At 58.7% G+C, this 23653-nt stretch carries 28 protein-coding genes and 1 pseudogene; 14 read left to right on the plus strand and 15 right to left on the minus strand.

Going from position 1 to position 23653, the window contains the following annotated elements; all coding sequences use genetic code 11:
• Positions 1-6 precede the first annotated feature (6 nt).
• Genes QRN38_RS23025 through QRN38_RS23040 form a run of 4 tightly spaced genes read left to right on the plus strand, consistent with a single transcriptional unit; the run spans position 7 to position 4641 of the window.
• Positions 7-1191: a sensor histidine kinase gene (locus QRN38_RS23025; RefSeq protein WP_057417636.1), complete on the plus strand. Its 1185-nt coding sequence runs from the start codon at positions 7-9 to the stop codon at positions 1189-1191.
• Entirely contained in the window at positions 1188-1856 is a 669-nt protein-coding gene (locus QRN38_RS23030; RefSeq protein WP_005617102.1) for a response regulator, read from the plus strand. The genes QRN38_RS23025 and QRN38_RS23030 overlap by 4 nt, the downstream gene beginning before the upstream one ends.
• Complete coding sequence (locus QRN38_RS23035) at positions 1853-4180, plus strand: ATP-binding protein (RefSeq protein ID WP_057429443.1); 2328 nt, start codon at positions 1853-1855, stop codon at positions 4178-4180. The genes QRN38_RS23030 and QRN38_RS23035 overlap by 4 nt, the downstream gene beginning before the upstream one ends.
• Positions 4177-4641, plus strand: a complete 465-nt coding sequence (locus tag QRN38_RS23040) for a response regulator (RefSeq protein WP_003382984.1) — start codon at positions 4177-4179, stop codon at positions 4639-4641. Before QRN38_RS23035 ends, QRN38_RS23040 begins: the two co-directional genes overlap by 4 nt.
• Before the next feature lie 26 nt (positions 4642-4667).
• On the opposite strand, the gene QRN38_RS23045 is transcribed toward QRN38_RS23040, so the two are convergent.
• Positions 4668-5099: a universal stress protein gene (locus tag QRN38_RS23045; RefSeq protein WP_005770721.1), complete on the minus strand. Its 432-nt coding sequence runs from the start codon at positions 5097-5099 to the stop codon at positions 4668-4670.
• Between the two features lie 114 nt (positions 5100-5213).
• Positions 5214-6233 (minus strand): tRNA dihydrouridine(20/20a) synthase DusA, encoded by a 1020-nt coding sequence (gene dusA, locus QRN38_RS23050; protein WP_057417634.1) that lies wholly within the window; start codon positions 6231-6233, stop codon positions 5214-5216.
• A gap of 86 nt (positions 6234-6319) precedes the next feature.
• On the opposite strand from dusA, the pseudogene QRN38_RS23055 reads away from it, so the two are divergent.
• The 4 genes and pseudogenes from QRN38_RS23055 to QRN38_RS23070 form a co-directional block, all read left to right on the plus strand.
• Positions 6320-6619 (plus strand): annotated as a pseudogene (locus tag QRN38_RS23055) (site-specific integrase); the annotation flags it as partial.
• Positions 6620-6795: 176 nt separating this feature from the next.
• Positions 6796-7038 (plus strand): AbrB/MazE/SpoVT family DNA-binding domain-containing protein, encoded by a 243-nt coding sequence (locus QRN38_RS23060; protein ID WP_057417633.1) that lies wholly within the window; start codon positions 6796-6798, stop codon positions 7036-7038.
• Positions 7035-7430: a type II toxin-antitoxin system VapC family toxin gene (locus QRN38_RS23065; protein ID WP_057417632.1), complete on the plus strand. Its 396-nt coding sequence runs from the start codon at positions 7035-7037 to the stop codon at positions 7428-7430. Before QRN38_RS23060 ends, QRN38_RS23065 begins: the two co-directional genes overlap by 4 nt.
• Before the next feature lie 111 nt (positions 7431-7541).
• A complete protein-coding gene (locus QRN38_RS23070; RefSeq protein WP_057417631.1) occupies positions 7542-7871 on the plus strand; it encodes a DUF2388 domain-containing protein in 330 nt (109 codons plus the stop codon).
• A gap of 35 nt (positions 7872-7906) precedes the next feature.
• Here QRN38_RS23070 and QRN38_RS23075 read toward each other — a convergent pair whose 3' ends face one another.
• The 6 genes from QRN38_RS23075 to QRN38_RS23100 all read right to left on the minus strand — a co-directional run bounded on the left by QRN38_RS23075 (position 7907) and on the right by QRN38_RS23100 (position 12133).
• Positions 7907-8164, minus strand: coding sequence for a DUF1652 domain-containing protein (locus tag QRN38_RS23075; protein ID WP_005617091.1), 258 nt, complete (start codon positions 8162-8164; stop codon positions 7907-7909).
• A gap of 236 nt (positions 8165-8400) precedes the next feature.
• Positions 8401-8679, minus strand: a complete 279-nt coding sequence (locus QRN38_RS23080; RefSeq protein WP_057417630.1) for a hypothetical protein — start codon at positions 8677-8679, stop codon at positions 8401-8403.
• 117 nt (positions 8680-8796) lie between these two features.
• Entirely contained in the window at positions 8797-9924 is a 1128-nt protein-coding gene (locus QRN38_RS23085) for a sensor histidine kinase (RefSeq protein WP_005771356.1), read from the minus strand.
• Positions 9925-10005: 81 nt separating this feature from the next.
• Entirely contained in the window at positions 10006-10257 is a 252-nt protein-coding gene (locus QRN38_RS23090) for a hypothetical protein (RefSeq protein WP_005771354.1), read from the minus strand.
• 75 nt (positions 10258-10332) lie between these two features.
• A complete protein-coding gene (locus QRN38_RS23095) occupies positions 10333-10776 on the minus strand; it encodes a S24 family peptidase (protein WP_005771353.1) in 444 nt (147 codons plus the stop codon).
• Between the two features lie 109 nt (positions 10777-10885).
• Positions 10886-12133, minus strand: coding sequence for a M20/M25/M40 family metallo-hydrolase (locus QRN38_RS23100; protein WP_057417629.1), 1248 nt, complete (start codon positions 12131-12133; stop codon positions 10886-10888).
• 288 nt (positions 12134-12421) lie between these two features.
• Here QRN38_RS23100 and tal point away from each other — a divergent pair, with 288 nt between their 5' ends.
• Positions 12422-13351 (plus strand): transaldolase, encoded by a 930-nt coding sequence (gene tal / locus QRN38_RS23105; RefSeq protein WP_057417628.1) that lies wholly within the window; start codon positions 12422-12424, stop codon positions 13349-13351.
• Positions 13352-13425: 74 nt separating this feature from the next.
• Here tal and rssC read toward each other — a convergent pair whose 3' ends face one another.
• Both rssC and rssB read right to left on the minus strand, forming a co-directional pair.
• Entirely contained in the window at positions 13426-13911 is a 486-nt protein-coding gene (gene rssC, locus QRN38_RS23110; protein ID WP_003315067.1) for an anti-sigma factor antagonist RssC, read from the minus strand.
• Entirely contained in the window at positions 13908-15092 is a 1185-nt protein-coding gene (gene rssB / locus QRN38_RS23115; RefSeq protein WP_007244208.1) for a two-component system response regulator RssB, read from the minus strand. The genes rssC and rssB overlap by 4 nt, the downstream gene beginning before the upstream one ends.
• 268 nt (positions 15093-15360) lie before the next feature.
• Between rssB and QRN38_RS23120 the strand changes: the two genes are divergently transcribed.
• Complete coding sequence (locus QRN38_RS23120) at positions 15361-15660, plus strand: PilZ domain-containing protein (RefSeq protein ID WP_003382960.1); 300 nt, start codon at positions 15361-15363, stop codon at positions 15658-15660.
• Between the two features lie 87 nt (positions 15661-15747).
• On the opposite strand, the gene QRN38_RS23125 is transcribed toward QRN38_RS23120, so the two are convergent.
• Complete coding sequence (locus QRN38_RS23125) at positions 15748-16449, minus strand: MlaA family lipoprotein (RefSeq protein WP_003382959.1); 702 nt, start codon at positions 16447-16449, stop codon at positions 15748-15750.
• A 199-nt stretch (positions 16450-16648) separates the two neighbouring features.
• On the opposite strand from QRN38_RS23125, the gene pcrP reads away from it, so the two are divergent.
• A complete protein-coding gene (pcrP, locus tag QRN38_RS23130; RefSeq protein ID WP_054089733.1) occupies positions 16649-17257 on the plus strand; it encodes an HAD superfamily inactivated hydrolase PcrP in 609 nt (202 codons plus the stop codon).
• Positions 17258-17358: 101 nt separating this feature from the next.
• Complete coding sequence (locus QRN38_RS23135) at positions 17359-17628, plus strand: DUF4404 family protein (protein ID WP_024667433.1); 270 nt, start codon at positions 17359-17361, stop codon at positions 17626-17628.
• A gap of 339 nt (positions 17629-17967) precedes the next feature.
• On the opposite strand, the gene queF is transcribed toward QRN38_RS23135, so the two are convergent.
• The 4 genes from queF to QRN38_RS23155 all read right to left on the minus strand — a co-directional run bounded on the left by queF (position 17968) and on the right by QRN38_RS23155 (position 22168).
• On the minus strand, positions 17968-18798 hold the full coding sequence (gene queF / locus QRN38_RS23140; protein WP_057417627.1) for an NADPH-dependent 7-cyano-7-deazaguanine reductase QueF: 831 nt from the start codon (positions 18796-18798) through the stop codon (positions 17968-17970).
• Positions 18799-18907: 109 nt separating this feature from the next.
• Entirely contained in the window at positions 18908-20152 is a 1245-nt protein-coding gene (locus QRN38_RS23145) for a lipoprotein-releasing ABC transporter permease subunit (protein WP_057417626.1), read from the minus strand.
• 74 nt (positions 20153-20226) lie between these two features.
• Positions 20227-20910 carry a lipoprotein-releasing ABC transporter ATP-binding protein LolD gene (gene lolD, locus QRN38_RS23150; RefSeq protein WP_007244212.1) on the minus strand — a complete coding sequence of 228 codons (684 nt, stop codon included), beginning with the start codon at positions 20908-20910 and terminating at the stop codon, positions 20227-20229.
• Positions 20911-20917: 7 nt separating this feature from the next.
• Positions 20918-22168: a lipoprotein-releasing ABC transporter permease subunit gene (locus QRN38_RS23155; RefSeq protein WP_007244213.1), complete on the minus strand. Its 1251-nt coding sequence runs from the start codon at positions 22166-22168 to the stop codon at positions 20918-20920.
• Positions 22169-22270: 102 nt separating this feature from the next.
• Between QRN38_RS23155 and QRN38_RS23160 the strand changes: the two genes are divergently transcribed.
• Complete coding sequence (locus tag QRN38_RS23160; RefSeq protein WP_005771334.1) at positions 22271-22858, plus strand: PilZ domain-containing protein; 588 nt, start codon at positions 22271-22273, stop codon at positions 22856-22858.
• Between the two features lie 59 nt (positions 22859-22917).
• On the plus strand, positions 22918-23640 hold the full coding sequence (locus QRN38_RS23165) for a glycerophosphodiester phosphodiesterase (RefSeq protein WP_003383089.1): 723 nt from the start codon (positions 22918-22920) through the stop codon (positions 23638-23640).
• The last annotated feature ends 13 nt before the right edge of the window (positions 23641-23653 follow it).

Consider the following 23653-nt stretch of genomic DNA (forward strand, 5'->3'; position numbering starts at 1 on the left):
GACCCCATGCAAAGCCCACCCCACGACCCGGCAAGCGCGCTGGCCATCCGCAACCATTATCGCCAGTCGCAAAGCCGTGCCGCACGCCTTCGTCTGCTGGTCGATACGGGTCAGGAACTGATCCAGTTGCCCCCCGACGCCATGCGCAAATGCGTGTTGCAGCGCGCGTGCGCGTTTGTGGCGATGGACCACGGCCTGCTGCTGGAATGGGGCGCCGACAACGGCGTGCAGACCACCGCCCGTCATGGCAGCAAAGAACGCCTGAGCACCCTCGAAACGGCTGCCGACCCACTGGCCATCGGTCCGCAATGGCTGGAGCGGCCGGGCACTCACCTGCCCTGCGTACTGCTACTGCCTTTGCGCGGCGCCGATGAGGGCTCTTTCGGTACGCTGGTGCTGGCCAACAGCGTCGCCATCAGCGCACCCGATGGTGAAGACATCGAGTCTCTGCAACTGCTCGCCACCCTGCTCGCGGCGCATCTGGAGAACAATCGCCTGCTCGAAGCGCTGGTTGCACGCGACCGAACCATGTCACAACTGGTTCGTCAGCTGTTCACAGCGCAGGAAGACGAACGCAAACGCGTGGCCTACGACCTGCATGACGGGCTGGCCCAGACTCTGGCTGGCCTGCACCAGCGCTTGCAGGGGTTTGCCGGTCGCTGCCCGGAACTGCCAGCGCAACTGGACGCCGATCTGCAGGCCATCCTGAAACTGGCGCAGCATTGCGTTGGTGAGGGTCGGCAATTGATCAGCGGCCTGCGACCGGCCGTGCTGGACGATTTCGGGCTGTGGCAGGCCGTCGACAAGGAAGCCGATCGGCTGCGTGAAGCGGGCATCATCGTGCAGTGGACGTCGCAGTCTCTGGAGCGCCTGCCCAGCCACCTGGAAATCGCACTGTTCCGCATCGCTCAGGAAGGCATCAATAACGTGCTCAAGCACGCCAATGCCAGTTGCGTGGAACTGGCGCTGGAACTGAGTGACGGCAACGTTTCACTAAGGCTGCAGGACAACGGCCGTGGTTTCATCACCGAAAAACCAATCAACGGCACGGGCGTGCAGAAGCTGGGCCTGGTGGCCATGCAGGAACGCGCCAGCCTGCTGGGTGGCCGACTGACCTGCGTCAGCCGCCCCGGGCGTGGCACCCGGCTACGCACCATCGTCCCTTTTACTGCAGACAAGGCAATAACATGACTGACACTGTGCGACTGGTTCTGGCGGACGATCATGAGGTGACCCGCACCGGGTTCGTCTCGTTACTGGCGGGCCATCCGGAATTCGAAGTGGTTGGCCAGGCTGCCGACGGCCAGCAGGCGATCGACCTGTGCCAGGCGCTGCAACCGGACATCGCGATTCTCGATATCCGCATGCCGGTGCTCAACGGGCTGGGAGCGGCGCGTATTCTTCAACAACGCATGCCCGGTCTGAAAGTGGTGATTTTCACCATGGACGATAGCACCGACCATCTGGAAGCAGCCATCAGCGCGGGCGCGGTGGGCTATCTGCTCAAGGATGCCAGCCGCGACGAAGTGATCGACGGCCTGCAACGCGTGGCACGTGGCGAAGAGGCATTGAACAGCGCCGTCAGTGCGCGCCTGCTGCGACGCATGACCGAACGCAACACCAGTGGCGCGAGCGTGCCGGAAGCGCTGACGCCCCGTGAACGCCAGGTGCTGGGGCTGGTTGCAGGCGGCTTCAGCAATCGGGAGATCGGCGAAAAACTCGGCATCACCACCGGCACCGCCAAGGCGCACGTGGAAAAGGTCATTGGCAAGCTGGGCGCTTCGGATCGCACCCAGGCGGCGGTACGCGGCGTGGCACTGGGGCTGGTGAGCCAGTCGGCGAGCGACTGGCGATGACGGCAACCGGCAGCAGCCGCTGGGAAGACCTGCCGTTACGCGGCAAGGCGCTGGTTGCGATTTCCCTGCCGCTGGCAATGCTCATGTTTTCGCTGGTGCTCATCTACATCGCCGAACGCCAGACCGCGCAAGCCGAGGAAGATGTGCGCCGGGTGCTGCTGGTACAGGGCGACATTCAGACGCTTCATACCCAAATCGCAGAAGGTGCGGCCAGTGTGCGTGGCTATCTGCTCACCCATCAGGAAGACTTCCTGCCCGGCTACATCAATGCGCAACCGCTGATCAACGCGGCGCTGGTGCGGCTCGATGCCAATATCCGTGATCAGCAGATGCGCGAGCACCTCAAATCCATCGAACCGCTGATCCGCACCAAGGTGGACGGCCTGGAAAGGCTGCGTTCGATGGGCAGGGAAGACCACGAAAACGTTGCCTCTATTCTGGTCGAAAACAAGTACGTTCTCGACCAGTTGCGCGAACGGATCGGCGTGATGCGCGAGCGCGAGGACGCCCTGCTGGCGGAGCGTACAGAAGCGGCGGCGGCGACCCGTGAGCGCTTGTTGTGGTCTACCCTGCTGGCGGCGGCCTGCGGGATTTTCGGTGCCATTCTTGCGGTACTGATGCTGTCCAAGGGCATCGTCGCCAGGGTGCATCAGGTGCAACGCAATGCTCAGCGTCTGGCGCTCGGGCACCCGTTGCTGCCCCAGCCACCCGAAAAAGACGAGATCGGTCAACTCGGCACGCGCCTGGTCGAAGCTGGCCAGTTGCTGGCCGAACGCGAACGGGCGCTGCGCGACAACGAGGAGCGCTTGCGGCTGATTATCGAAGGCGTGAAGGATTACGGCATTTTTGCGCTGGACCGCAATGGCTATGTCACCACCTGGAACGCAGGCGCCGAACGCATCAAGGGCTACACCGAGCAGGAAATCATCGGCCAGCATTTCTCGGTTTTCTATCTGCCGCAAGAGTGCCCGCAACACCCTGACATGGCGCTGCACGAAGCCACCGTCAACGGACGCTACACAGAAGAGAGCTGGCGACGGCGCAAGGATGGCAGCCGTTTCTGGGCCAGCGTGGTGATCACCGCGCAATACGACAGCAACGATGAGCTACGTGGTTTTTCCAAGATCACCCGCGACATCAGCGATCGTCGCGTTGCCGAAATTGCCCTGGGTACTGCGCGTGAAGAAGCCGAGCGCGCCAGCCGGGCGAAGAGTGAATTTCTCTCGCGCATGAGCCATGAACTGCGCACGCCCCTGAACTCCATTCTGGGCTTCGCCCAGTTGCTGGACATGGATTCGCCCGCCAGCCAGAGGCCGCAAGTAGGCCATATCCTGCGCGCGGGTCAGCATTTGCTGAAGTTGATCAATGAAGTGCTCGACATCGCCAGAATCGAAGCCGGGCATGTGTCCCTGAGCCTCGAACCGGTCTCGCTGTCGAGCGTCCTCAAGGAAACGCTGGTGCTGGTTTCGCCGATGGCTGCGGATGGCAACATCGAGCTCAAGGAGTTGCCGCACCTGCCTGACGAACTCGGCGTTATCGCTGACCGCCAGCGTCTGGTTCAGGTGCTGCTGAACCTGCTGTCCAACGCCATCAAGTACAACCGCCCCGACGGTCAGGTGCGCATTGAGGTCGACAGGTCGGCTGAGCACGTCACCGTGAGCGTGGTAGACACCGGCTATGGCATTGCGCCGGAGCGCCTCGGTCAGTTGTTCAAGCCGTTTGAGCGGCTGGATGCCAACCCGAGCGTCGAAGGCACAGGGCTGGGGCTGGCGCTGAGCAAGAGCATGCTGGAGATGATGAAAGGCACGCTGTCAGTGCAAACCACACAGAACGAAGGTTGCCGTTTCACCCTTGCACTGCCTTTTGTTGCCGTGCACGCGCCGACCGTTGCGACGCCGCGTCCGGCCGATGCCGTACCAATACCCCGCCCCGCTGCTCGTCCGGCTTATCATGGCAAGCTGCTGTGTATCGAAGACAACCTGTCGAGCATGGCGCTGATCGAAACGCTGTTGCAGCGCAGGCCCGGCATCCAGTTGTTGTCGAGCATGCAGGGGCAGCTGGGGCTGGACCTGGCACGCCAACACGCGCCCCAGCTGATTCTGCTGGACCTCAACCTGCCGGACATCAAAGGGCTGGAGGTGCTGCAACGCCTGAGGCGCCTGCCCGCAACCGCCAACACGCCGGTGCTGATGATTACCGCCGACGCCAGCGTCAACGCCCAACGCGAACTGAAAGAGGCCGGAGCAACGGCCATTCTGATCAAACCCATCCAGGTGCCGGTGTTCCTCGCCCTCCTGGACCAGTACTTGCCGGAGCCCGTATGAGCGGAGACTTTCGTATCCTGATCATTGACGACCAGCGGCCCAACCTCGATCTGATGGAGCAGTTGCTTGCCCGCGAGGGGTTGACCAATGTGCTGAGCAGCACCGAACCCTTGCGCACGCTGGACCTGTTCAACAGCTTCGAGCCCGACCTTGTGGTGCTGGATCTGCACATGCCCGATTTTGATGGCTTCGCGGTGCTGGAACAGCTAAACCGACGCATCCCGGCCAATGACTACCTGCCGATCATGGTGCTGACTGCCGACGCGACACGGGATACGCGTCTGCGCGCACTTGCATTGGGCGCGCGGGACTTCATCAGCAAACCGCTGGATGCACTGGAAACCATGTTGCGCATCTGGAACCTGCTGGAAACCCGTGCGCTGTATAAATCGCTGCGCAAGCTGGTGCCGCCGGAAAACATCGAGTTGCTGCGCCAGACACGTGTGCCCGCGCAGCCGTGAGGCGCAGTTTTTAGCGGATAAACGTGCTACTTGATGAGCGTCACGGGCACCGACACTTCATGGATCACTCGCGTGGCCACCGAGCCCAGCAACAGACCGCCAAAGTTGCCAAGCCCGCGAGTGCCCATGACCACGGCATCGCAACCCAGCCGCTGAACTTCGGCCTCAACCTGCTCGGCAACGTTGCCCAGATCGACGTGGGCCTGGAACGGCACGCCCGCGGCCGCCAGCAGCGCAATCGCATCATCGAGCACCCGCTTGCCTTCATTTTTCAGCCCGGCCTTCACGCCATCAATCATGTCCGGGGCCAGATAAAGGCTGTAATCGATAGGGCTGGCCTGCACGTTCAGCACATGCACTTCCAGCGGCTTGTTGAGGTCGCCAGACAGCTCGATGACATAGCCCAGGGCACGCATGGCGTGCTCGGAGCCGTCGAAAGGAACCAGGACTTTGTGCATGTGCGTTTTCCTTGTTGGGGTATGCCGACAACATAGCCCGAGCCCGGCAACGCCGCCACTGGAATAAGCGCCTCTTTTGACCCGGAACAACCAGATTGCACGGTGCGCGCGAGATCAATGCCCTTCGAGAAACTTCGCCGCCTGATCCAGCAACAGCAGCGGATTTTCCGCTTTGTGGATATCCACCGACAACAACTGCCGAAAACGCCGCGCGCCGGGGAACCCCAGGCCAAGCCCGAGCATATGCCGGGTCACGTGGTGCATGTTGCCGCCGCTGGCAATGTGCGCGGCGATATAAGGCCGCATCGACTCCAGTGCCGCGTGACGACTTATGACCGGCGCAACACTGCCGAACAATTGCTGATCCACCTGCGCCAGCAGATACGGGTTGTGATACGCCTCACGACCCAGCATGACGCCATCAAACGTCTGCAGATGCTCACTGCACTGCTCCAGCGTCTTGATGCCGCCGTTAAGGACGATCTCCAGTTCAGGAAAATCAGTCTTCAGTTGCGCAACCACGTCATAACGCAGTGGCGGAATATCGCGGTTCTCCTTGGGAGACAGCCCCTCAAGAATCGCGATGCGCGCATGAACCGTAAAACTCTGGCAACCCGCCTCATGAACAGTGCCGACGAAATCGCACAACTCGGCATAACTGTCGCGGCCGTTGATGCCGATGCGATGCTTTACCGTGACCGGAATGCCCACCGCATCGCGCATGGCCTTCACGCAATCAGCCACCAACTGCGGGTGCGCCATCAGGCACGCGCCGATCATGTTGTTCTGCACCCGATCACTCGGACACCCGACGTTCAGATTGACCTCGTCATACCCCGCCTCCTCGGCTAGCCGCGCACACGCCGCCAGGTCCGCCGCCGTGCTACCGCCCAGTTGCAATGCCAACGGGTGCTCGGTTTCGTCGTGACGCAGGAAACGCTCACGGTCGCCATGGAGCAAGGCACCGGTAGTGACCATCTCGGTGTAGAGCAACGCCTGGCTGGAGAGCAGCCGCATGAAATAGCGACAATGGTGATCGGTCCAGTCCATCATCGGCGCAACGGAGAAGCGGCGGGATAGCGCCGGGCATGATTCCCCGGTATTTGCTGGGCTTTGTGTTTTTTCGATACTCATCAGCACTGATCTTTTATACAGCAGTTTATGGCCATTTTTGCTTGTTTCCCGAGAGCGGTTGGTACATTTACCAACTCAAATCAGCGATGTACCAACTCGAAACGGATACGATCAGACCACGCTAGCGCAGGGACAGCACTACTGGGCACTGCACACAGATATGGGTCTATCGAGACGGTCAGAGAGTTTATCAGGAAACGTAAACCTTCGACCGCAAGCAGGTAGCTCAAGCGTGGATGAAACGACGTGAGGCGGAGCTAGCCGTACCAGGAGCGATTGAGCGCATGAACCGCAAGACCGTCAGCGTCAAACAGATGATTGATCGACACCTTCACGAGTACGAGAAGGTTCGCCTTCTGGGCAAGACCAAGCGGGCAACTGTTTCAGTACGGGTTTGCTCATGCATTTCATACCAGGAACGCTCAAATCAGGCCACCGAACAGCAAGGGATTCGGGCATCAAGCATCCATACGTACAAAATATGTCCGGAAGGCGAAAGGATTGATTAACGTCACTCCTTACATTAAGGTAAGGATAACCCATTGATAGAGGAGCGAAGCTCATGGCCACTGCCACACTCACATCCAAAGGGCAGGTAACAATCCCTGCCCAAGTCCGCGTATCACTTGGCCTGGATACGGGTGACCGGATCGAGTTCGTCGAGCTGCCAGACGGCAAGTTCGCTATCATGGCGGCCACCCATTCGGTCCGGGACCTGAGAGGTCTGGTTCGTAAACCAGCCAAAAAAGTCAGTATCGAGAACATGAATAACGCCATCGCTGCACAAGGATCCAAAGCCATATGATCGGTCTGGATACCAATGTGCTGGTGCGTTACGTTGCTCAGGATGATCCGAAGCAATCGCCGAAAGCGTCAGCACTGATCGAGTCGTTTTCGATAAGCAGCCCGGGGTTTATAACCGCCGTGTCCGTGGTTGAACTGGTGTGGGTGCTCCAGTCCTGCTACGAATGTGCCAAGGGCGAAATCATACTGGTGCTGGAAACGTTGCTGCGGACCCGCGAACTCAAGATCGAGAACGCAGATGTGGTCTGGCAGGCGCTTCGCCTATTTTCGGATTCCAAAGCCGACTTCGCCGACTGCCTGATAGAGCGGAGCGCCATAGCTGCCGGATGCGACCATGTGGTGTCATTCGATAGCAAAGCGATCAAGACGACTGGCATGCGAGCAGTAGGCTGATGAGCGCATCGGGCCTTCATCAGTAAGCCCACTCCAGCCCCCCGACTAATACACCAACCACCCAACTCTGCTACCGTGCCCGCTCGCAACATGCACTGGACGTATCGAACAATGAACTCACGGAAGACACTGGCTATCGCGCTGACAGCCTGCATCAGCATTCAGCTGGCGCCTGATGGTTTTGCAAACGAACGCAACGGTTATGGGCCAAACACAGTTGTTTTGAGCATAGTAGCATCGGGTTTGTTAACCACGATGGCTGCCGACAAAGTTGCCGATTTTTTCCGGCCCGCGCGGGACGATGCGTTGGCGTTCATAGGCTCGGATGGCGAGATACGTGGCGCACAATTTGAGCAGGCTGTTCAGCACTATCGTTCTATTTCCGCAAAACCCCGGATGTCCGAGCTGCAACTGGCTCAGGCCATCGCAGCGATTTACTGACGGCGCTGGACAAACACCGGGCTGTTCATCCAGTCCTACGCCAGTCGCCTCATGGACAAATCCATCTGCCCCATCAGGTCTCTCTGCTCTTTCAGGGAGAGCACCAGCCGTGCGATGGATCGGCTGGTGGATAGCTCAGACAGAGGCATACCCGCCACAGATAGCTGGATATCACCAGATACGGGGTCGAAAAGCTTCACGGAGAAGCTTTCGTTGGCCGCGATGACGCACTCGCACCTGGAGGGCAAAAAAGCCGTTTCAAGAACTCGCTGAAGATCGGGTTTTGAATACATGGTGCGTCCTCTGCTGGTCTAATTGTTTGACCCAGTGTAGACAAGTTTCACACACATTTGTTGCAGACCTGCGCCAGGCGCTGCGCAGCGCTTTTGCGCTCCTGCTCCCCTTCCAAACGCCTGGCTTGCGTACGATGCGAAGGCCTGCGGCGGTCGCCACCAGCTTGCCAAGGCTTTGACCATCGATCATGGCGACCTCGGCGCTGGGCGTTGACTGAGGAATATCACGCCGTCAACTACCGAAAAAAGACGATTATCAAGCCAAACAGAACAACGGTAGATATCGCTTCTTTTCTGGAAAAAAAGAACGCTATGACAACCTGCAAGATCACGGCAACAAAAACAAGCAGGCCTCGAAATTCTTCTCGATTACCGGAATTTTCAGCGGATATTGCGGGCCTGTACTGAGGTTCCATCCAGTCATATTCCGAGCCTTGAAACAACGCGAAAAGTAACAAGCACCAAAAATACGCAGAATACAAAGCAAGCCGAAAAAGGATCTTTGCTACTTTCATACTTTTCACATAATCAAATTATCAAGACGACGCCACCCATCCAAAATAAAATCCCGGCACCTGGCATCTTTTCATCTCATTAAGGAACAGTTCGTACCGCGACTATAACCAGCACCCTCACCCTGCCTTCAACGGAATAAACACCGCAAACGTAGTGCCCTGCTCTGCTTTCGATGTTACCTCGATGCGCCCACCATGAGCGTCCACTATCCTCGCAACGATAAACAAGCCAAGCCCGAGGCTGGAATACGGGCCGTTGTCGGTCATCTGTTCGGGCGAGTAGCGTCCCATCGGATTGAAAATGAATGGCAGTACGTCTGCCGGGATTGGAGTACCGGTGTTGTGGACGGTGAATTGGAGTGTGCCGTCGGAGGCTGCCAAGGTGACTTCGACAGGATCGCGGCTGTTGCCGTGCTGGACGGCGTTGCCGATGAGGTTTGAAAAGACCTGCTCCAGCCGGTCACCATCGAAATCACCGACTACCGGTTCGCTCGACGTCAGGCGAATGTCTGCCTCGGGGTTGACTGTGCGCGACTCGTCGACGATACGGGCGCAAACGGGCTGAATGTCTATTTCGGTCTTTTTCATCGGTATGCCGGGGCCGATCTGTGAGCGAGTGAAGTCCAGAAGATCACCGACGATCTGGCTGGCTCGTTTCACGCTGGAATAGATTCTCGAGGCAACCTTGGTAGATCTCGGCCCCAGATCACTGGTGCGCAAAAGTACGTCTGCACCCAGCAAGATGGCGCTTAGCGGGGTTCGCAAGTCATGCCCGAGGATGCCCAGGAAGATATTGCGCGAGGCCTGAACCGCGCCGGTATAGCTGGAAATGGACTCTGCGAGCGCCTGATCGATTGCTTCGTTGAAGCGGATCATGTCGCCCAGTTGCGACTGCGTGTTGCCTATTTCCTGAGCCATCCACAGCTTGATGACGCTGGCCCGCAAGGCGCGAAATTCCGAGACCACCTGGTCGATGGTAAAGCCCGACATGAGCCGCGTCATGGCATGGGTTTTCGCCGCGGTTTTTTCTTCCGACACAACTTGCCCCTGCGACTTGTCAACCTGCTCCTGCGAAGATTGCCTGGTCAGAAGATCTGCAGCAATGACTTGAAGCATTTGCTCGGCATGATCTCTGAGCGCAGTGATGTCGAGAGGCTCGCCGGGCGTGGCCATGGTGTGCGCAAAATCTGCCCACTCTGTCACGATCGGTTCGATGTTCTCAAGAATGAAGCCCGATAACCGCATAGCAATTCATACCCGAAATAAACCGCGCAAATTGCTGGTTCAGGGGCGCAGTTAAGCATCAATACAGAGTAAAGACGCGGTTTATCCGGCGAGCGCCTGCAACCGCGCCTGAACGGCGTCGTCAAAAATGATGTAAAGCTTCTCGGCATCGGCAGGGCGAAGTTTTCCGCCTTTGCCCTTGGTGGTTTCCAGGCGATGGATGTATTCGATTTGCAGCGCGCCCTCGGCTTCTACATCGGCGCGGGTGCTGGCGGCGTCAAGCGCTCTCACCAGATCACTTATTTCTGCCTGAATGGCCTTGGGCAGCCGTAACTGGTCAATTTGTTCCTGCATGCTCGATGTCCGGTTCAGTACTGTAGGGCGGCAGGAGATCACGCGATGCTGTGCAATGCAAGGCCGTGAGGCTGCTCATCGAGCGGAAGAGCATGCCGCGCGCCCTTCAAGAAGGCTTTTGAGGCTATAGGTCACGACCCCCAGAATGATCAGGTCGTCGTTGTCGGTCACGTGCAGCGGCGGGTAGTCTGCGTTTTCGGACTGCAGAATCACGACGTGACCACGCATGTGCAACCGTCGGCATATCTGCCGGGTATTAAGCGAAGCGACGACGATATCACCGTGCTCTGCGTACTGACTGCGATCGACTACCAGCATGTCGCCGCGGGACATGCCGCACCCTTGCATGCCCTCATCCTCGACCCTGGCCAGGTAGACATGCGGCTCGCGAACGCCACACAACTCCGCAATCGAGACGTGCCTCTCGATCACGGGTGACTGGGAGCCAACCGCTGACATGGATATGAACGGGAGCTTGATGCCCCCTGCCGAAAGCGGGCCGAGGAATGTGACACTCATGAGGTGAGCCTTTTTTGATTAACTGTATGCATATACAGTTAATCGTTTATCGCGCGCCAGGTCAATCTCGAATGCCCGGTGCGTCGACGAAAGGCCTTGGCTCAAGCTGTCAGGGCGCGGCAACAGCCTGCGACAATTGCGTGATCAACGCGACCGTCAAATAAAGCCTTGGCGCAATGCTCGACAGCTCGATGTATTCATCATCCGCGTGCAAACCGGCCCCGACCACGCCCATGGTTTCCAGCACCGCTGGCTTGGCGCTGTCCGGCACATAGGCGTAGCCCGCATCCGTGCCGAAACGCATGGCAATCGGCTCGATGCTGCGACCGATTTTGGCGTAAAGCGTCTGCGCAGTTTTTGCCAGTTGCTCGGAGCCAGGGTTTTTGGCCAGCGGTGGACGGCCTTTTTCCATGCGCAAGGTCACTTCGGTGCCATCCACGAGGGTTTTCCTGACAAGACGCTGGCCGTCAGCCATTACCCGGTCGCTCTCGCTTGGATCGGAGTAGCGCATGTCCGCTTCGGCCGAGGCGCTGGAGGGAATGATGTTGCGCTTCTCCCCGCCCTTGATCAGCGTCCAGTTAACAGTGGTGCCTTTGCCTGGGTCGCCAAGGTCCTTGAGTTGCAGCATCTGATGCGCCAGCTCAATGGCTGCATTGCGCCCGGCTTCGGGGGCGGAACCTGCGTGCGAAGACTTGCCCTTGACGTCGAGCAGCAGGCCATTGATGCCATTGGTGGCTACCGTCACAGCGTCCTTGTCCGGCGGCTCGTAAGAGAAAACGTAATCGTTCTGGCGAGCCAGTTCAGCGATGACTTTTTTCGAACCGCTGGAACCGGTTTCTTCGTCAGGGTTAAACAGCACGGTCAGTGTGCCGAAGTCTTTGAACTGCTGGTCCTGCAACAGTTTCAGCGAATGCAGGATCATCGCTACACCGCCTTTGGCGTCTGCAACTCCCGGGCCGTAGGCACGCTCGCTGTCGAGCCGAAACGGACGCCTGGCGGCGGTGCCAGGGCCGAACACGGTGTCGTAATGGACCATCAGCAAAAAGGATCGGGGGCCGTTGCCCTTGAACGTGCCGACAATGTTGTCACCGGCGGAGGGGTTCGCAGGCGTCGTTGTGACCTCGGCGCCCAGCGCCTTGAGGCGTTCGACCAGTAGCGCGCTGACGGTTTTCAGGCCCGGTGCCTGGCCGGTGCCCGTGTCGACGTCCACCAGCTCCTTGACCGTGGCCAGATAGGCTTTTTGTTCAGCCTGGGCTTTGTTCAGCAGTTGATCAGGTGACAGATCGGCGGCCAATGCGCCCAGAGACAGCAGGGAAAAACCGAGGGCGGCGACAGTAGGGAAAGATCGTGAGTGCATGCTGGTTCCTTCAGATCAGTGCAGTGAGATGCAACATCTTTAACCCAACACAGCGCTCAACACCAGACTGCCTGTAATGAACGCTTCTGGCGGCCGGCTTATTGGGGTTAAATTCAGAATGAGGGAACAAGCAGTCTGTGGGAGGCTCAAAAACAGTCTCGACACGGTATTCACGGCAGTGCCGCTTCTTAACGTCCACCCTCCATCCGCAAGCGATATGCCCTGCGGCCTTGAGTGGGCGGCATTGCTCGGGTAATGTCATCCAACCGCACAGGACAGAGCACGCTCATGACTTCCAAGCTGGATCAACTCAAGAAATTCACCACTGTTGTTGCCGATACCGGCGATTTCGGCGCCATCAAAAGCCTCAAGCCTCAGGACGCCACGACCAACCCTTCCCTACTGCTCAAGGCCGCTTCGAGCGAAAGCAACGATCAGATGCTTGCCGACGCGTTCAGCGGTGCCAAGGACGACATCGGTCTGGCCTGCGACCGCTTTGCAGTTGCCATCGGCCAGGAGATTCTCAAGGTTGTACCGGGTCGCGTGTCTACTGAAGTAGACGCACGCCTGTCGTTCGACACCGACGCGCTGATCGAGCGCAGTGAGCGCATTATCGGCCTCTACGATACTGCGGGCATCAGTAGTGATCGGGTACTGATCAAGCTGGCGGCGACCTGGGAAGGTATTCGTGCTGCCGAGAAGCTCGAGAAGGACGGTATTCAGACCAACCTGACGTTGCTGTTTTCCTTCGCCCAGGCCGTTGCTTGCGCTGAAGCGGGCGTGTTTCTGATCTCGCCGTTCGTGGGCCGCATTTACGACTGGTACAAGAAGTCGTCGGGCACCGATTATGTCGGCGCAGACGATCCCGGCGTGCAGTCCGTGACGCGCATCTACAACTACTACAAGGCCAATGACTTCAAGACCGTGGTGATGGGTGCCAGCTTCCGCAATCTGAACCAGATCGAACAACTGGCGGGCTGTGATCGCCTGACCATCAGCACCGAGTTGCTCAAGCAACTGGCTGAAGACACTGGCACGCTGGAGCAGAAACTTGCGCCGGGCAATGCAGGTGAAGCGCGTCAGAGCCTGACCGAGAGCCAGTTCCGCTGGGCGTCCAACGAAGATGCCATGGCCACTGAAAAACTGGCTGAAGGTATTCGTCAGTTCGCCCTCGATCAGGAAAAACTGGAAGCGTTGCTGTCTGCCAAAAAGTCCTGACAATATAAAAGGGCGGCACCCTCGCGGGTGTCGCCCTTTTTATCGCCTGCCATTCGAGCCCGTAAGTGAATTGCCTAGCGCTGACCTTCCAGCGCGTTGACCAGATCGTGGAATGCTTCACGATTCGAGTCGTTCAGGCCCATCAGTATCTTGTGCGCTTCAAGCACCTTGGCTTTGACCACTTCTTCGCACTGATCCTGTGACGGCAGGTCAGTCAGGCACTCAGGACGCGGCAGAGGCCGGTCAACGATATTGAACACCTGATCGAAGCCCATCGACTGCAACAGGCGCGTGATGTCTTCGTGAGTGGTGACCAGCGTCGGCAGCAGGCCTACCTTCTGGCGCGACAGAATCGACAGCTTGGCCAGCAAGCCAAGCGTGGTGCTGTCGATGCTGCGCGTCTCGGTGAGGTCGATCACCACTGCGGAAAAATTCAACGCAGTGAAGATACGCTCGATGGTCGCATCCAGGGCCGAACACAGCGTCAACCGCACTTCACCCACGAACTTGAGAACGAAGGTGCCTTCCTGCTCGGCGAACTGGATTCTACCGGTACTCATTCAAGATTCCTGCTTAACACTAACAAGGCGATATCATCCGGCATCTCCCCAAGTGTTGCCAATTCAAAAACCCGCTGCAAGCCATCCAGGCTGCCGCCAGCCTTCTTCACCAACTCCGGAAGAATGGCTTCTTTCTCTTTGAGTGTATCACCGGGCAACAGATCCAGTATGCCATCAGACAACATGGTCAGACTGAAGGACGCTGGCAGGTCGATTTCATGATCCTGATACGTCGCTTCATTGAACAGCCCGACCGGAAGCCCACGGCCGTCCAGATAACGCGCCTGCCCCTCGGAATACAAGACCGGCAGCGGCAAGTGGCCGCCGACGGCATACGTCAGTTTACCCGACTCTTCGTCAATGACACCGCCGACCATCGTCACATGCTTGCCCAGCTTGCAACTGATGAGCCCGCGATTGATGTGCCCCAGTACGTCCGACGGCTTGAATTCGGGCAACGTGCCACCGCGCTTGGACTCGAACAGCAAACGCGTGGTCATGAATTTCAGCAGCACGGTAATGAACGCCGAAGATGCACCATGGCCAGAAACATCCGCCAGATAGAACGCTACACGCCGTTCGTCGACCCGGAAGTAGTCCACGAAGTCGCCGGACAGGTACAGGGACGGGATGATCTGATGCGCAAACTTGAACTCGGCAATTGACCAAGGGGTGATGGGCAGCATGTTGATCTGTACTTGCCGGCCTGCGTCCTGGTCTTCCTGCAAAAGATGAAGGCTGGCTTCGAGCTCGCGATTGGCCTTCTCCAGCTGTTCACGATAGACCTGATTTTCATTGAGCAGGCGTGACCGATCCAGTGCGCGGCGCACCGAATGCTCGAGGACCGCGAGGTCTTCAAGCGGCTTGATCAGATAATCGGCGGCGCCCAGGCGCAGGGCTTCAACCGCATCGCTCATCACGCCCGCACCGGAAACCACGATGACAGGGGTCTGAGGCGCGATAGCGGTGACCTGACGGATCAGCTCAAGACCGCCCATCTGTGGCATGCGCAGATCGCAGACCACAAGATCGGGGTTCTCTTGCTCGAATATCTGAATTCCCTGCAAGCCGTTGCTGGCCTGCAGAACGCTGAAGCCACTGTCTTCCAGGTAGGCGGCAAGGCTTGCGCGCACTACGTCGTCGTCATCGATAATCAGCAGCTTGGCACTGGTTTTTGGCATGGGGGCAAACGGCGCCAGATCAGGTTGGCGTAGGCGGTCCGGTATTACCGGAACCCGCTTACTGGATTCGCTTCTAGCCTCTCCGTAATAACACGCGCACAACTGGATGTGCCTTTCGTGTTTCAGAGGTGCCCTTCAAGGCGCAGACGGTACTCCCATCCGACGGGTGTTTCAAGCATGCTCCTGCCCTCACTTTGCGCTCTTTACATCGCAAATCACCCAGAGTTATAAGAACTGACACATCAGCAACTAAATCGAAGGACTGTACATGAGTCGAAATGATCGAGACTACGAGGAAAAGCGGGATTACATCCGTATGCGCGTCGATGCAGACGTCAACCTGATTCACGCGGGTCAGGTGATTCCCGCCGTGTGCATTGACCTTTCCAGCTCGGGCATGCAGGTACAGGCGCCCCGCGCATTCCAGATCGGCGACAAGCTCAGCGTGCGCATCGACTCCGATCATGCTGCGCTCAAGGGGCTTGAGGCAGAAACCGAGGTGGTGTGGGTCAACGATGAAGAAGGCGGCGGACAGAAACTGGGGCTTTCAATCGTGTCCATGAGCTGACTGCGAGCGGAACCGGTTCACACTTTCAAAAAAAACAAAGGCGACCCGAGGTCGCCTTTATTGATTTACGCAGATACAAATTGACGATTAAAAATCGTCTTCGACCTGCCCGTCCTTGACCTTGAATTCGCGGTTCTGCAAGTAAGCGTTGCGGATGAAGGTGTAGCGATCACCACTGACCAGGCGCTCGGCGGACAGCAGGCTGGCACGCGTGTCGACCAGATTGACGCCCAACGCCGTGTTGCGGGTGGGTACGTGATCAATATAGCGGTACGGGGAGGTGTAGGTGTCCGGGTACTTGGCAATGGCGTCACGCACCGTGCTTGGGCCCAGCAGCGGAATCACCACGAACGGGCCGCTTGGCACACCCCAGTAGCCCAGTGTCTGGCCGAAGTCTTCATCACTGCGTTGCAGGCCCATGCGGGTGCCAACGTCAATGAAGCCCAGCAGACCGAACGTGGTGTTGACGATAAGGCGTGCGGTATCTACACCGGCCGCTTCAGGTTTGGCCTGCAAGACGTTGTTCGCCAGATTGCCAACATCGCCGATATTGCTGAAGAAATTATGAATACCGTCTTCGACAAACTGCGGAGCGATGTACTGATACCCCTTTGCCAACGGCTTGAGCGTGTAAGCGTCAAGGGTATCGTTGAAGCTGAAAATGGAACGGTTGATGCCTTCCCAAGGATCGCTTTCGGCTGCCTGTACGGCCACCGGGACCAGCGCCATGCCGGCGCAGAGGGACAATTGCGTCAAACGCTTGATAAAGCCTGCACCAGTGACGGGCATAGCTGACACTCCTGATCGAGATATCGAAATAATGACGCGGGTGCTACGCCCCACACGCTAAGGTGAGGGAGTATAAAGCCTTCTGTCATGAATAAGGCAGGTCTGTCAGTCATGAGGGACGGATAAACTTCGTCATCGCAGATTCATTGAAGTGTCACAAAAGGTCGGTAGCGTTTTTGAATATTTCAGAGAGACATTCATGCTCGCGCCGCGCCTTACGCCTTTACCAACCTTTCCCGCCCTGCTGTTCGGCCTTAGTGGCTGCCTGGTGGACTTCGGTGCGCAGGCCGCGACGTCAGACACGCCCGACGATGAGCACGCGCAGCTTACGCCTGGCGCGCATAACGCATTGAAGGCATTGCGTGATCAGGGAATGCCTTGCGCGTGGATCGACGAGCTGCCTGAAGCCCTCAGCACTCCTCTTGCAGCCCCCGTGAACGACTGGATGATTGCTGCACCACGCCCGACTGCCGGCTGGCCTCAGCCTGATGCCTGCTGGATGGCCCTGATGGCATTGAACGTCAGCCAGTTGGAGGGTTGCGTGCTGATCAGCGGCGACCCGCGTCTGCTGCAATCCGGCCTGAACGCCGGGTTGTGGACGATCGGCCTGGCGTCGTGCGGCCCACTGTGCGGGCTGTCTCCGTCGCAATGGCAGGCGCTGAACAACGCCGAGCGAGAGCAGCGGCGTGCGCAGGCCACGCTCAAGCTTTATTCGCTGGGCGTGCATTCGGTCATCGACCACCTCGGTGAGCTGGAGTCATGCCTGGCCGACATTGCGCTGCGACGTAGCAAAGGTGAAAAACCCTGATACGTGCACAGGCGAGCTTACTGGATTAGTCTTGAGTCACTACGGACCTTTAGCCGTTCGGCGAAGTCCATGAGACAGACTTATCAATCAAGGAGCACGTCATGCCCGCCCGCGAACTTCAAGAACAACTCGATACCCTGCGCGAGCAACTTGAGTACAATCCGCCGATGTCAGAATCCGAGCGGGACAACCTGAACGAGCTGATGCAACAAATTGAAATGAAAATTCAGCTGGAACAAGCAACTCATGAGCAGGACAGCAGCCTGGCAGATGGCGTGAACCTGGCCGTGGAGCGTTTTGAGCTGGAGCATCCGACCATTGCCGGAACGCTGCGCAATATTGTGCAGACATTGGGCAATATCGGGGTTTGATTGAGTTGGGTTAGTACGTTGGTTCGTTCCGCGCATTAAAGTCCTATGAGCGCGGAAAACGAGCTTCTGCCCGGAGGGCGTAGGAGTGGACTTGTCCACGAAGGGTTGCGAAGCGGCCCTGAAACCGGTGACCTCGGTTGTGTCCGATGTACCGTATGTATAGATTTTGCTGCCGGTTCCCGGCAGTTCGCGGACAAGTCCGCTCCTACAAAACCGAGATATAGCGAACGAGCGAAGCGTAGCCCGGTCCGATCCCACAAGGGGAGCGCCCAGCTCTGCGTCATACAGCGGTTTTGCGATGTCAGTGGTGTTTGTTTACGGTTCAAGGCACGGACGAAGCTACTGCCGAGCCAGCCTGCGATTGGCCACGTCGAGCACTTCGGTGCTGCGGTAAGGGTTGATGTCCAGGCCGCCGCGGCGCACGTAGCGGGCGTAGACGGTAAGCTTTTCCGGTTTGAGCAGACGCTGCAGGTCGAGAAAGATTCTTTCCACGCACTGCTCGTGAAAATCCGAATGCTGGCGGAAGCTGACGATGTAGGCCAGCAGGCTCGCATGATCCAGCGCTGCGCCACGGTATTCGACCACCACGCTGCCCCAGTCGGGCTGGCTGGTGACCGGGCAGTTGGATTTGAGCAGGTGGCTGTGTACGGCTTCCTCGATGACCTGCGAATCATCACAGCGCAACAGCTCGGGCTGCGGCTGGTCGTAGCTGCTGACGGTGATGTCCAGTTCGTCGATGCACATACCCGGCAATACCGCGACACCCTCCTCTTCGATTTCCGCCAGGTTGCGAATGCGCACACCGACCGGCTTGCCAGCAGCGGCTGACAGGTCTTTTTCGAGCGTTGCCTGTACCCGTGCAGCGCCATCGAACGCAGTCTGGTTCAGCGAGTTGAGGTACAGCTTGAAGGACTTCGACTCAATGATATTCGGCGAATCGGCCGGAATGCTGAACTCGGCAATCGCAACCACGGGCTTACCGGATGGCAACAGCCAGGACAGCTCGTAGCAGTTCCAGAAATCGACGCCCTTGTACGGCAGCGTCTGCGCGGTCAGCCCCAGCTCGGCCCATTTTGCGGCACGCGGGATGGGGAACAGCAGGGACGGCGTGTAAGTGGCGATGTATTCACTGGATTTGCCCAGCGGCGAGTGTTCGGCTGCGGGATGCATGACGATACCTGGATCGAGAATTAACGCGGCGAGTTTATAGGGTTTGCAGCGGGCTTTCAGCGGAAATCCGCTTCAACCCGCAATCCGTCGCTATGAGCAATACGCTTGATCACTCATAACGCAGCGCATGCGCCGGCTCGATCTGCGCGGCACGCCATGCCGGGTAGACCGTGGCCAGAAAGCTCAGGATGAAACCGGCGCTGCAGATTAGCAACACATCGCCGCCTTGCAGCTCGGAAGGCAGGTTGCTGATGAAGTACACATCGGAACTGAAGATGTGCTGGCCGCTGACCCGTTCGATCCAGCCCACCAGGCTGCTGACGTTCAAGGCGGCAATGATGCCGAGAACGCCCCCGATCAACGTGCCGACAATACCGATCACGGTGCCCTGAACCATGAAGATCGCCATGATCTGCCGCGGCGTCGCGCCGATGGTGCGCAGGATGGCGATGTCCGCGCCCTTGTCATTGACCACCATGATCAGCGTGGCAATGATGTTGAACGCTGCAACGGCGACAATCATCAGCAGTAACAGGCCGATCATGGTCTTTTCCATTTTCATCGCGCTGAACAGGCTGCCTTGTGTGTGAGTCCAGTCATCGGCGTGATAGCCCTCACCCAGCCCCGAAGCGATCGCCGTAGACACCTGCGGCGCCTTGTACAGATCTTTGAGCGCCAGACGCACGCCCTGCACCTGATCAGGCTGCCAGCGCTGCATCTGCGCGGCGTCGGCGATGTTGATCAGTCCCATCGAGCCGTCCAGCTCTGCGCCGACCTTGAAGATACCCACCACCGTCAGGCGTTGCAGGCGCGGCGTGATGCCGCCCGGCGCGCTGCTGACTTCGGGCACGATCAAGGTCAGTTTGTCGCCGATGGTCAGGCGAAAGCGCCGCGCAGTGAGATCACCCAGCACCACTCCGAACTCGCCCGGTTTCAGGCCTGCGAGGCTGCCGCGGGTGATGTGCTGAGTGACGATGGAAACTTCGTGTTCCAGCGCAGGATCGACGCCGCTGATCTGGATCGGTTGCATTGAACCTTTGTAGGAGAGCATGCCTTCCATGTCGGTAAACGGCACGGCAGCAGTGACTTCCGGGTTTTTCAGGGCGGCTTCGGCCAGCGGCTTCCAGTCATCCACCGGCTTGGCGCCCGCGATCACCGCATGCGGCACCATGCCCAGAATCCGCGAGCTCATTTCCCGCTGGAAACCGTTCATCACCGACAAGACCACGATCATCGCCAGCACACCAAGTGCCAGACCGATCATCGAGGTCATTGAAATGAACGAAATGAAGCTTTTGCGGCGTTTGGCGCGGGTATAGCGCATGCCGATAAAGAGGGGTAACGGTCTGAACATTGGCGAAACACCGTGGAAAATAGCGTCGTGAAAATGCAAAAACCCGGCGCGATGGATTGCGCCGGGCCAGTGAATCAGGCTTCGACCAGACGCCCGCCTTCCAGACGCAGGATGCGGTCCATCTGTCTGGCAAGGCTCATGTCGTGAGTCACGATCAGAAATGCCGTACGCGACGAGGTGCTCAATTCACGCATCAGGTCCTGGATGCCCTGCGCGGTATGGTGATCGAGGTTGCCGGTGGGCTCGTCGAGCATCACCAGACCCGGCTGATTGATCAGTGCACGAGCAATGGCGACACGCTGACGCTCACCGCCGGACAACTCGGAAGGCTTGTGCGCCAGACGATGACCGAGGCCGACACGCTCCAGCAACGCCGTGGCACGCTGGCGCGCTTCGGGGATGGCGGTGCGGCCGATCAACAGGGGCATGCAGACGTTTTCAAGTGCGGTGAACTCGGGCAGCAAGTGGTGAAACTGATAGACGAAACCCAGCGCCCGGTTGCGCAGCAGGCCACGGGCCTTTTCGCCCAGTGCCGACAACTCTTCGCCCGCCAGCCAGACACTGCCTTCGGACGGCGTGTCCAGCCCGCCCAGCAGGTTCAGCAAGGTGCTTTTACCCGACCCGGAAGTACCGACAATCGCAACCCGCTCACCCGGATGCAGCTCCAGTTGCAGGCCGGACAACACCACCACAGACTCCGGGCCTTCCTCGTAGGACTTACCCAGATTGCGGCAACTCAATACTGCTTTATCAGACATGCCCGACTCACTCATAACGTAACGCCTCCGCCGGCTGGGTGCGCGCAGCACGCCAGGCCGGATACAGGGTGGCGAGGAAACTCAGGACCAACGCCGCACCGCAGACCTGGAACACGTCCTGGGCCATCAGTTGCGAAGGCAGGTAATCAATGAAATAGACATCGGCATTGAGAAACTTGTGGCCGATCAGCCCTTCGAGCATCGAGATGGCCGCACTGACATTGAGCGCCGCCAGAATGCCCAGCGCCGCACCGATCAGCGTGCCGACCACGCCGATCACCGTGCCCTGCACCATGAAAATCGCCATGATCTGCCGTGGTGTAGCACCCAGCGTGCGCAGAATGGCGATATCGCCTTTCTTGTCGTTGACCACCATCACCAGCGTGGAAATGATGTTGAACGCCGCGACGGCAACAATCAGCAGCAACAACAGGCCGATCATGGCTTTTTCCATGCGGATGGCCTGATAGAGGTTGCCGTGGGTACGCGTCCAGTCACGGGAATAGAAATTGTTTTCGCCCAGCTTCTGCGCGATTTCCCACGAAGTGCGCGGCGCAGCGAACAGGTCATCGAACTTCAAGCGCAGGCCCTGCACCTGATCGGGTTTCCAGCGATGCAGGCGGGCCAGGTCGTCAAGATTGGTCAACCCCAGAAACCCGTCGATCTCGCCAGCGCCGACGTGAAAAATGCCGGTCACTTCAAAACGTTTCATGCGCGGGAACATGCCGGCAGGCGTAACCGTGACTTCGGGCGCGACAAAGGTCAGCTTGTCGCCCACCACGACACCCAGTTTGGCCGCAGCCTTGTCGCCGATCATGATGCCGAAGCTGCCCGCAGACAGGCTGTCGAGCTGACCCTGCTGGATGAAGTGGTCGATGATCGACACCTTGCGCTCTTCGGCCGGGTTGATGCCGTTGAGCAGCACCTTCTGCACCTTGCCGTCATGGGTCAGCAAACCCTGCATTTGCGTGAACGGCGCAACCGCCAGCACCTGCGGGTTTTCCTGAACCTTTGCGGCCAGGCCACGCCAGTCGGTGATGGGGTCAGCGGATTCGATGGTCGCGTGGGGCACCATGCCCAGCACGCGGGTACGCATCTCGTGATCGAAACCGTTCATGACCGATAACACGACTATCATCACCACAACGCCGAGGGCGAGGCCGATCATGGACGTCAGGGAAATGAAGGAAACAAAATGATTGCGTCGCTTCGCACGGGTGTAGCGCGTGCCGATGAATACAAATAGAGGTCTGAACATGTAGGATTTTGTTCGCAGGAATGAGGACGTCCATGTGGCGGGCCTTGCCGTGCAGCTTTACACTCGAAACTCTCTGACCACCGCCGCTAGCTTGGGTTCGCCATGTCGACATTAGATGAAGCAGGACGCCGCGAATACTACCGTATCGATGACAGCGTCGCACTGGAAATTAACCCTTTGTCCTCCGCCGATCAGGCGAGCCAGGACGCCATGCATGACACGTCGACCCTGTTCGACCTGCTCAGCGAACTGCACGTCAGCGAGTTCGAATCACAGCATCTGATGCGCCAGCTCGACGAGCGCGACCGGGTGCTGAACAGCTTTCTCAAGTCCCTGAGCAAGCGCATCGACCTGCTTGGCGAAGTGGTTGCCCACACTGCACTGGGCAAGCTGGGGGCGCCTCAGCCGGTCAAATTGTCCGAAGGCGGCATTCAATTCAATTCGCAACAAGGTTTTGCAGTGGGCGAGCAGCTGTCGATCAAGATGGTGCTGATGCCCCAGGCTGCCGGTCTGATGCTGCGCGCCCGAGTCTCGCAGTGCGATGCGCTGGCCGACGGCAATTTCGACATCAGCACCGACTTCATCAATCTGCCGGACGCCCAGCGTCAGTTGCTCGCGCGCCACGTGCTGCAACGCCAGGCTCAGCATCGACGGCAGGCTCTGGAACAAGGCCAGCCCTCCGGCAACTGAGCCTCCCCTGACTTTCTCATCTCATACAGCAGTTGGCGCCTTACAGGCCAGGAGTAAACGTGACGCTTATCTACGGCCACCGCGGCGCCAAGGGCGAAGCACCGGAAAACACCCTGGTCAGCTTCCAGGAATGCCTCAAACACGGCGTGCGCCGCTGTGAACTGGACCTGCATCTGTCACTGGACGGCGAGTTGATGGTCATTCACGACACGACCCTCAAGCGCACCACCGACCGGCGCGGCAAGGTCAATGAGCATGCCGCCGCAGACCTTGTGACCTACGACGCGCGCAAGGGTGGCCCCGGCTGGGTCTCGCCCTGCCCGATTCCGCGCCTTGAAGAACTGTTCGAGCAGTGTGACTTCGAGCACTGGCAGCTGGAAGTCAAAAGCGCCTCACGCACCCGCGCAGCCAATACCGTTCTGGCGATTCGCGAAATGGTTCAGCGGCATGGCCTGCTCGACAAGGTCACCATCACCTCCAGCTCCCGCGAAGTGCTGCGCGCCGCCCAGGACCTGACCCCGGACATCTCGCGCGGGCTGGTGGCCGAATACGCCTGGCTTGATCCGTTGAAGGTCGCACAGAGCTACGGCTGTGAAATTCTGGCATTGAACTGGACACTGTGTACCCCGGAGCGCCTGCAGAAAGCACAGCGTCAGGGCCTGCATGTGTCGGTGTGGACAGTCAACGAGCCTGCACTGATGCGCAGGCTCGCTGATTTCGGCGTCGACAGCCTGATTACAGACTTTCCCGGTTTGGCCACTGCCACGCTCGGGAATCGCTGAAATCGGTCTCCCC

Source organism: Pseudomonas sp. CFBP2511 (assembly GCF_030209255.1).
Classification (GTDB): Bacteria; Pseudomonadota; Gammaproteobacteria; order Pseudomonadales; family Pseudomonadaceae; genus Aquipseudomonas; species Aquipseudomonas avellanae.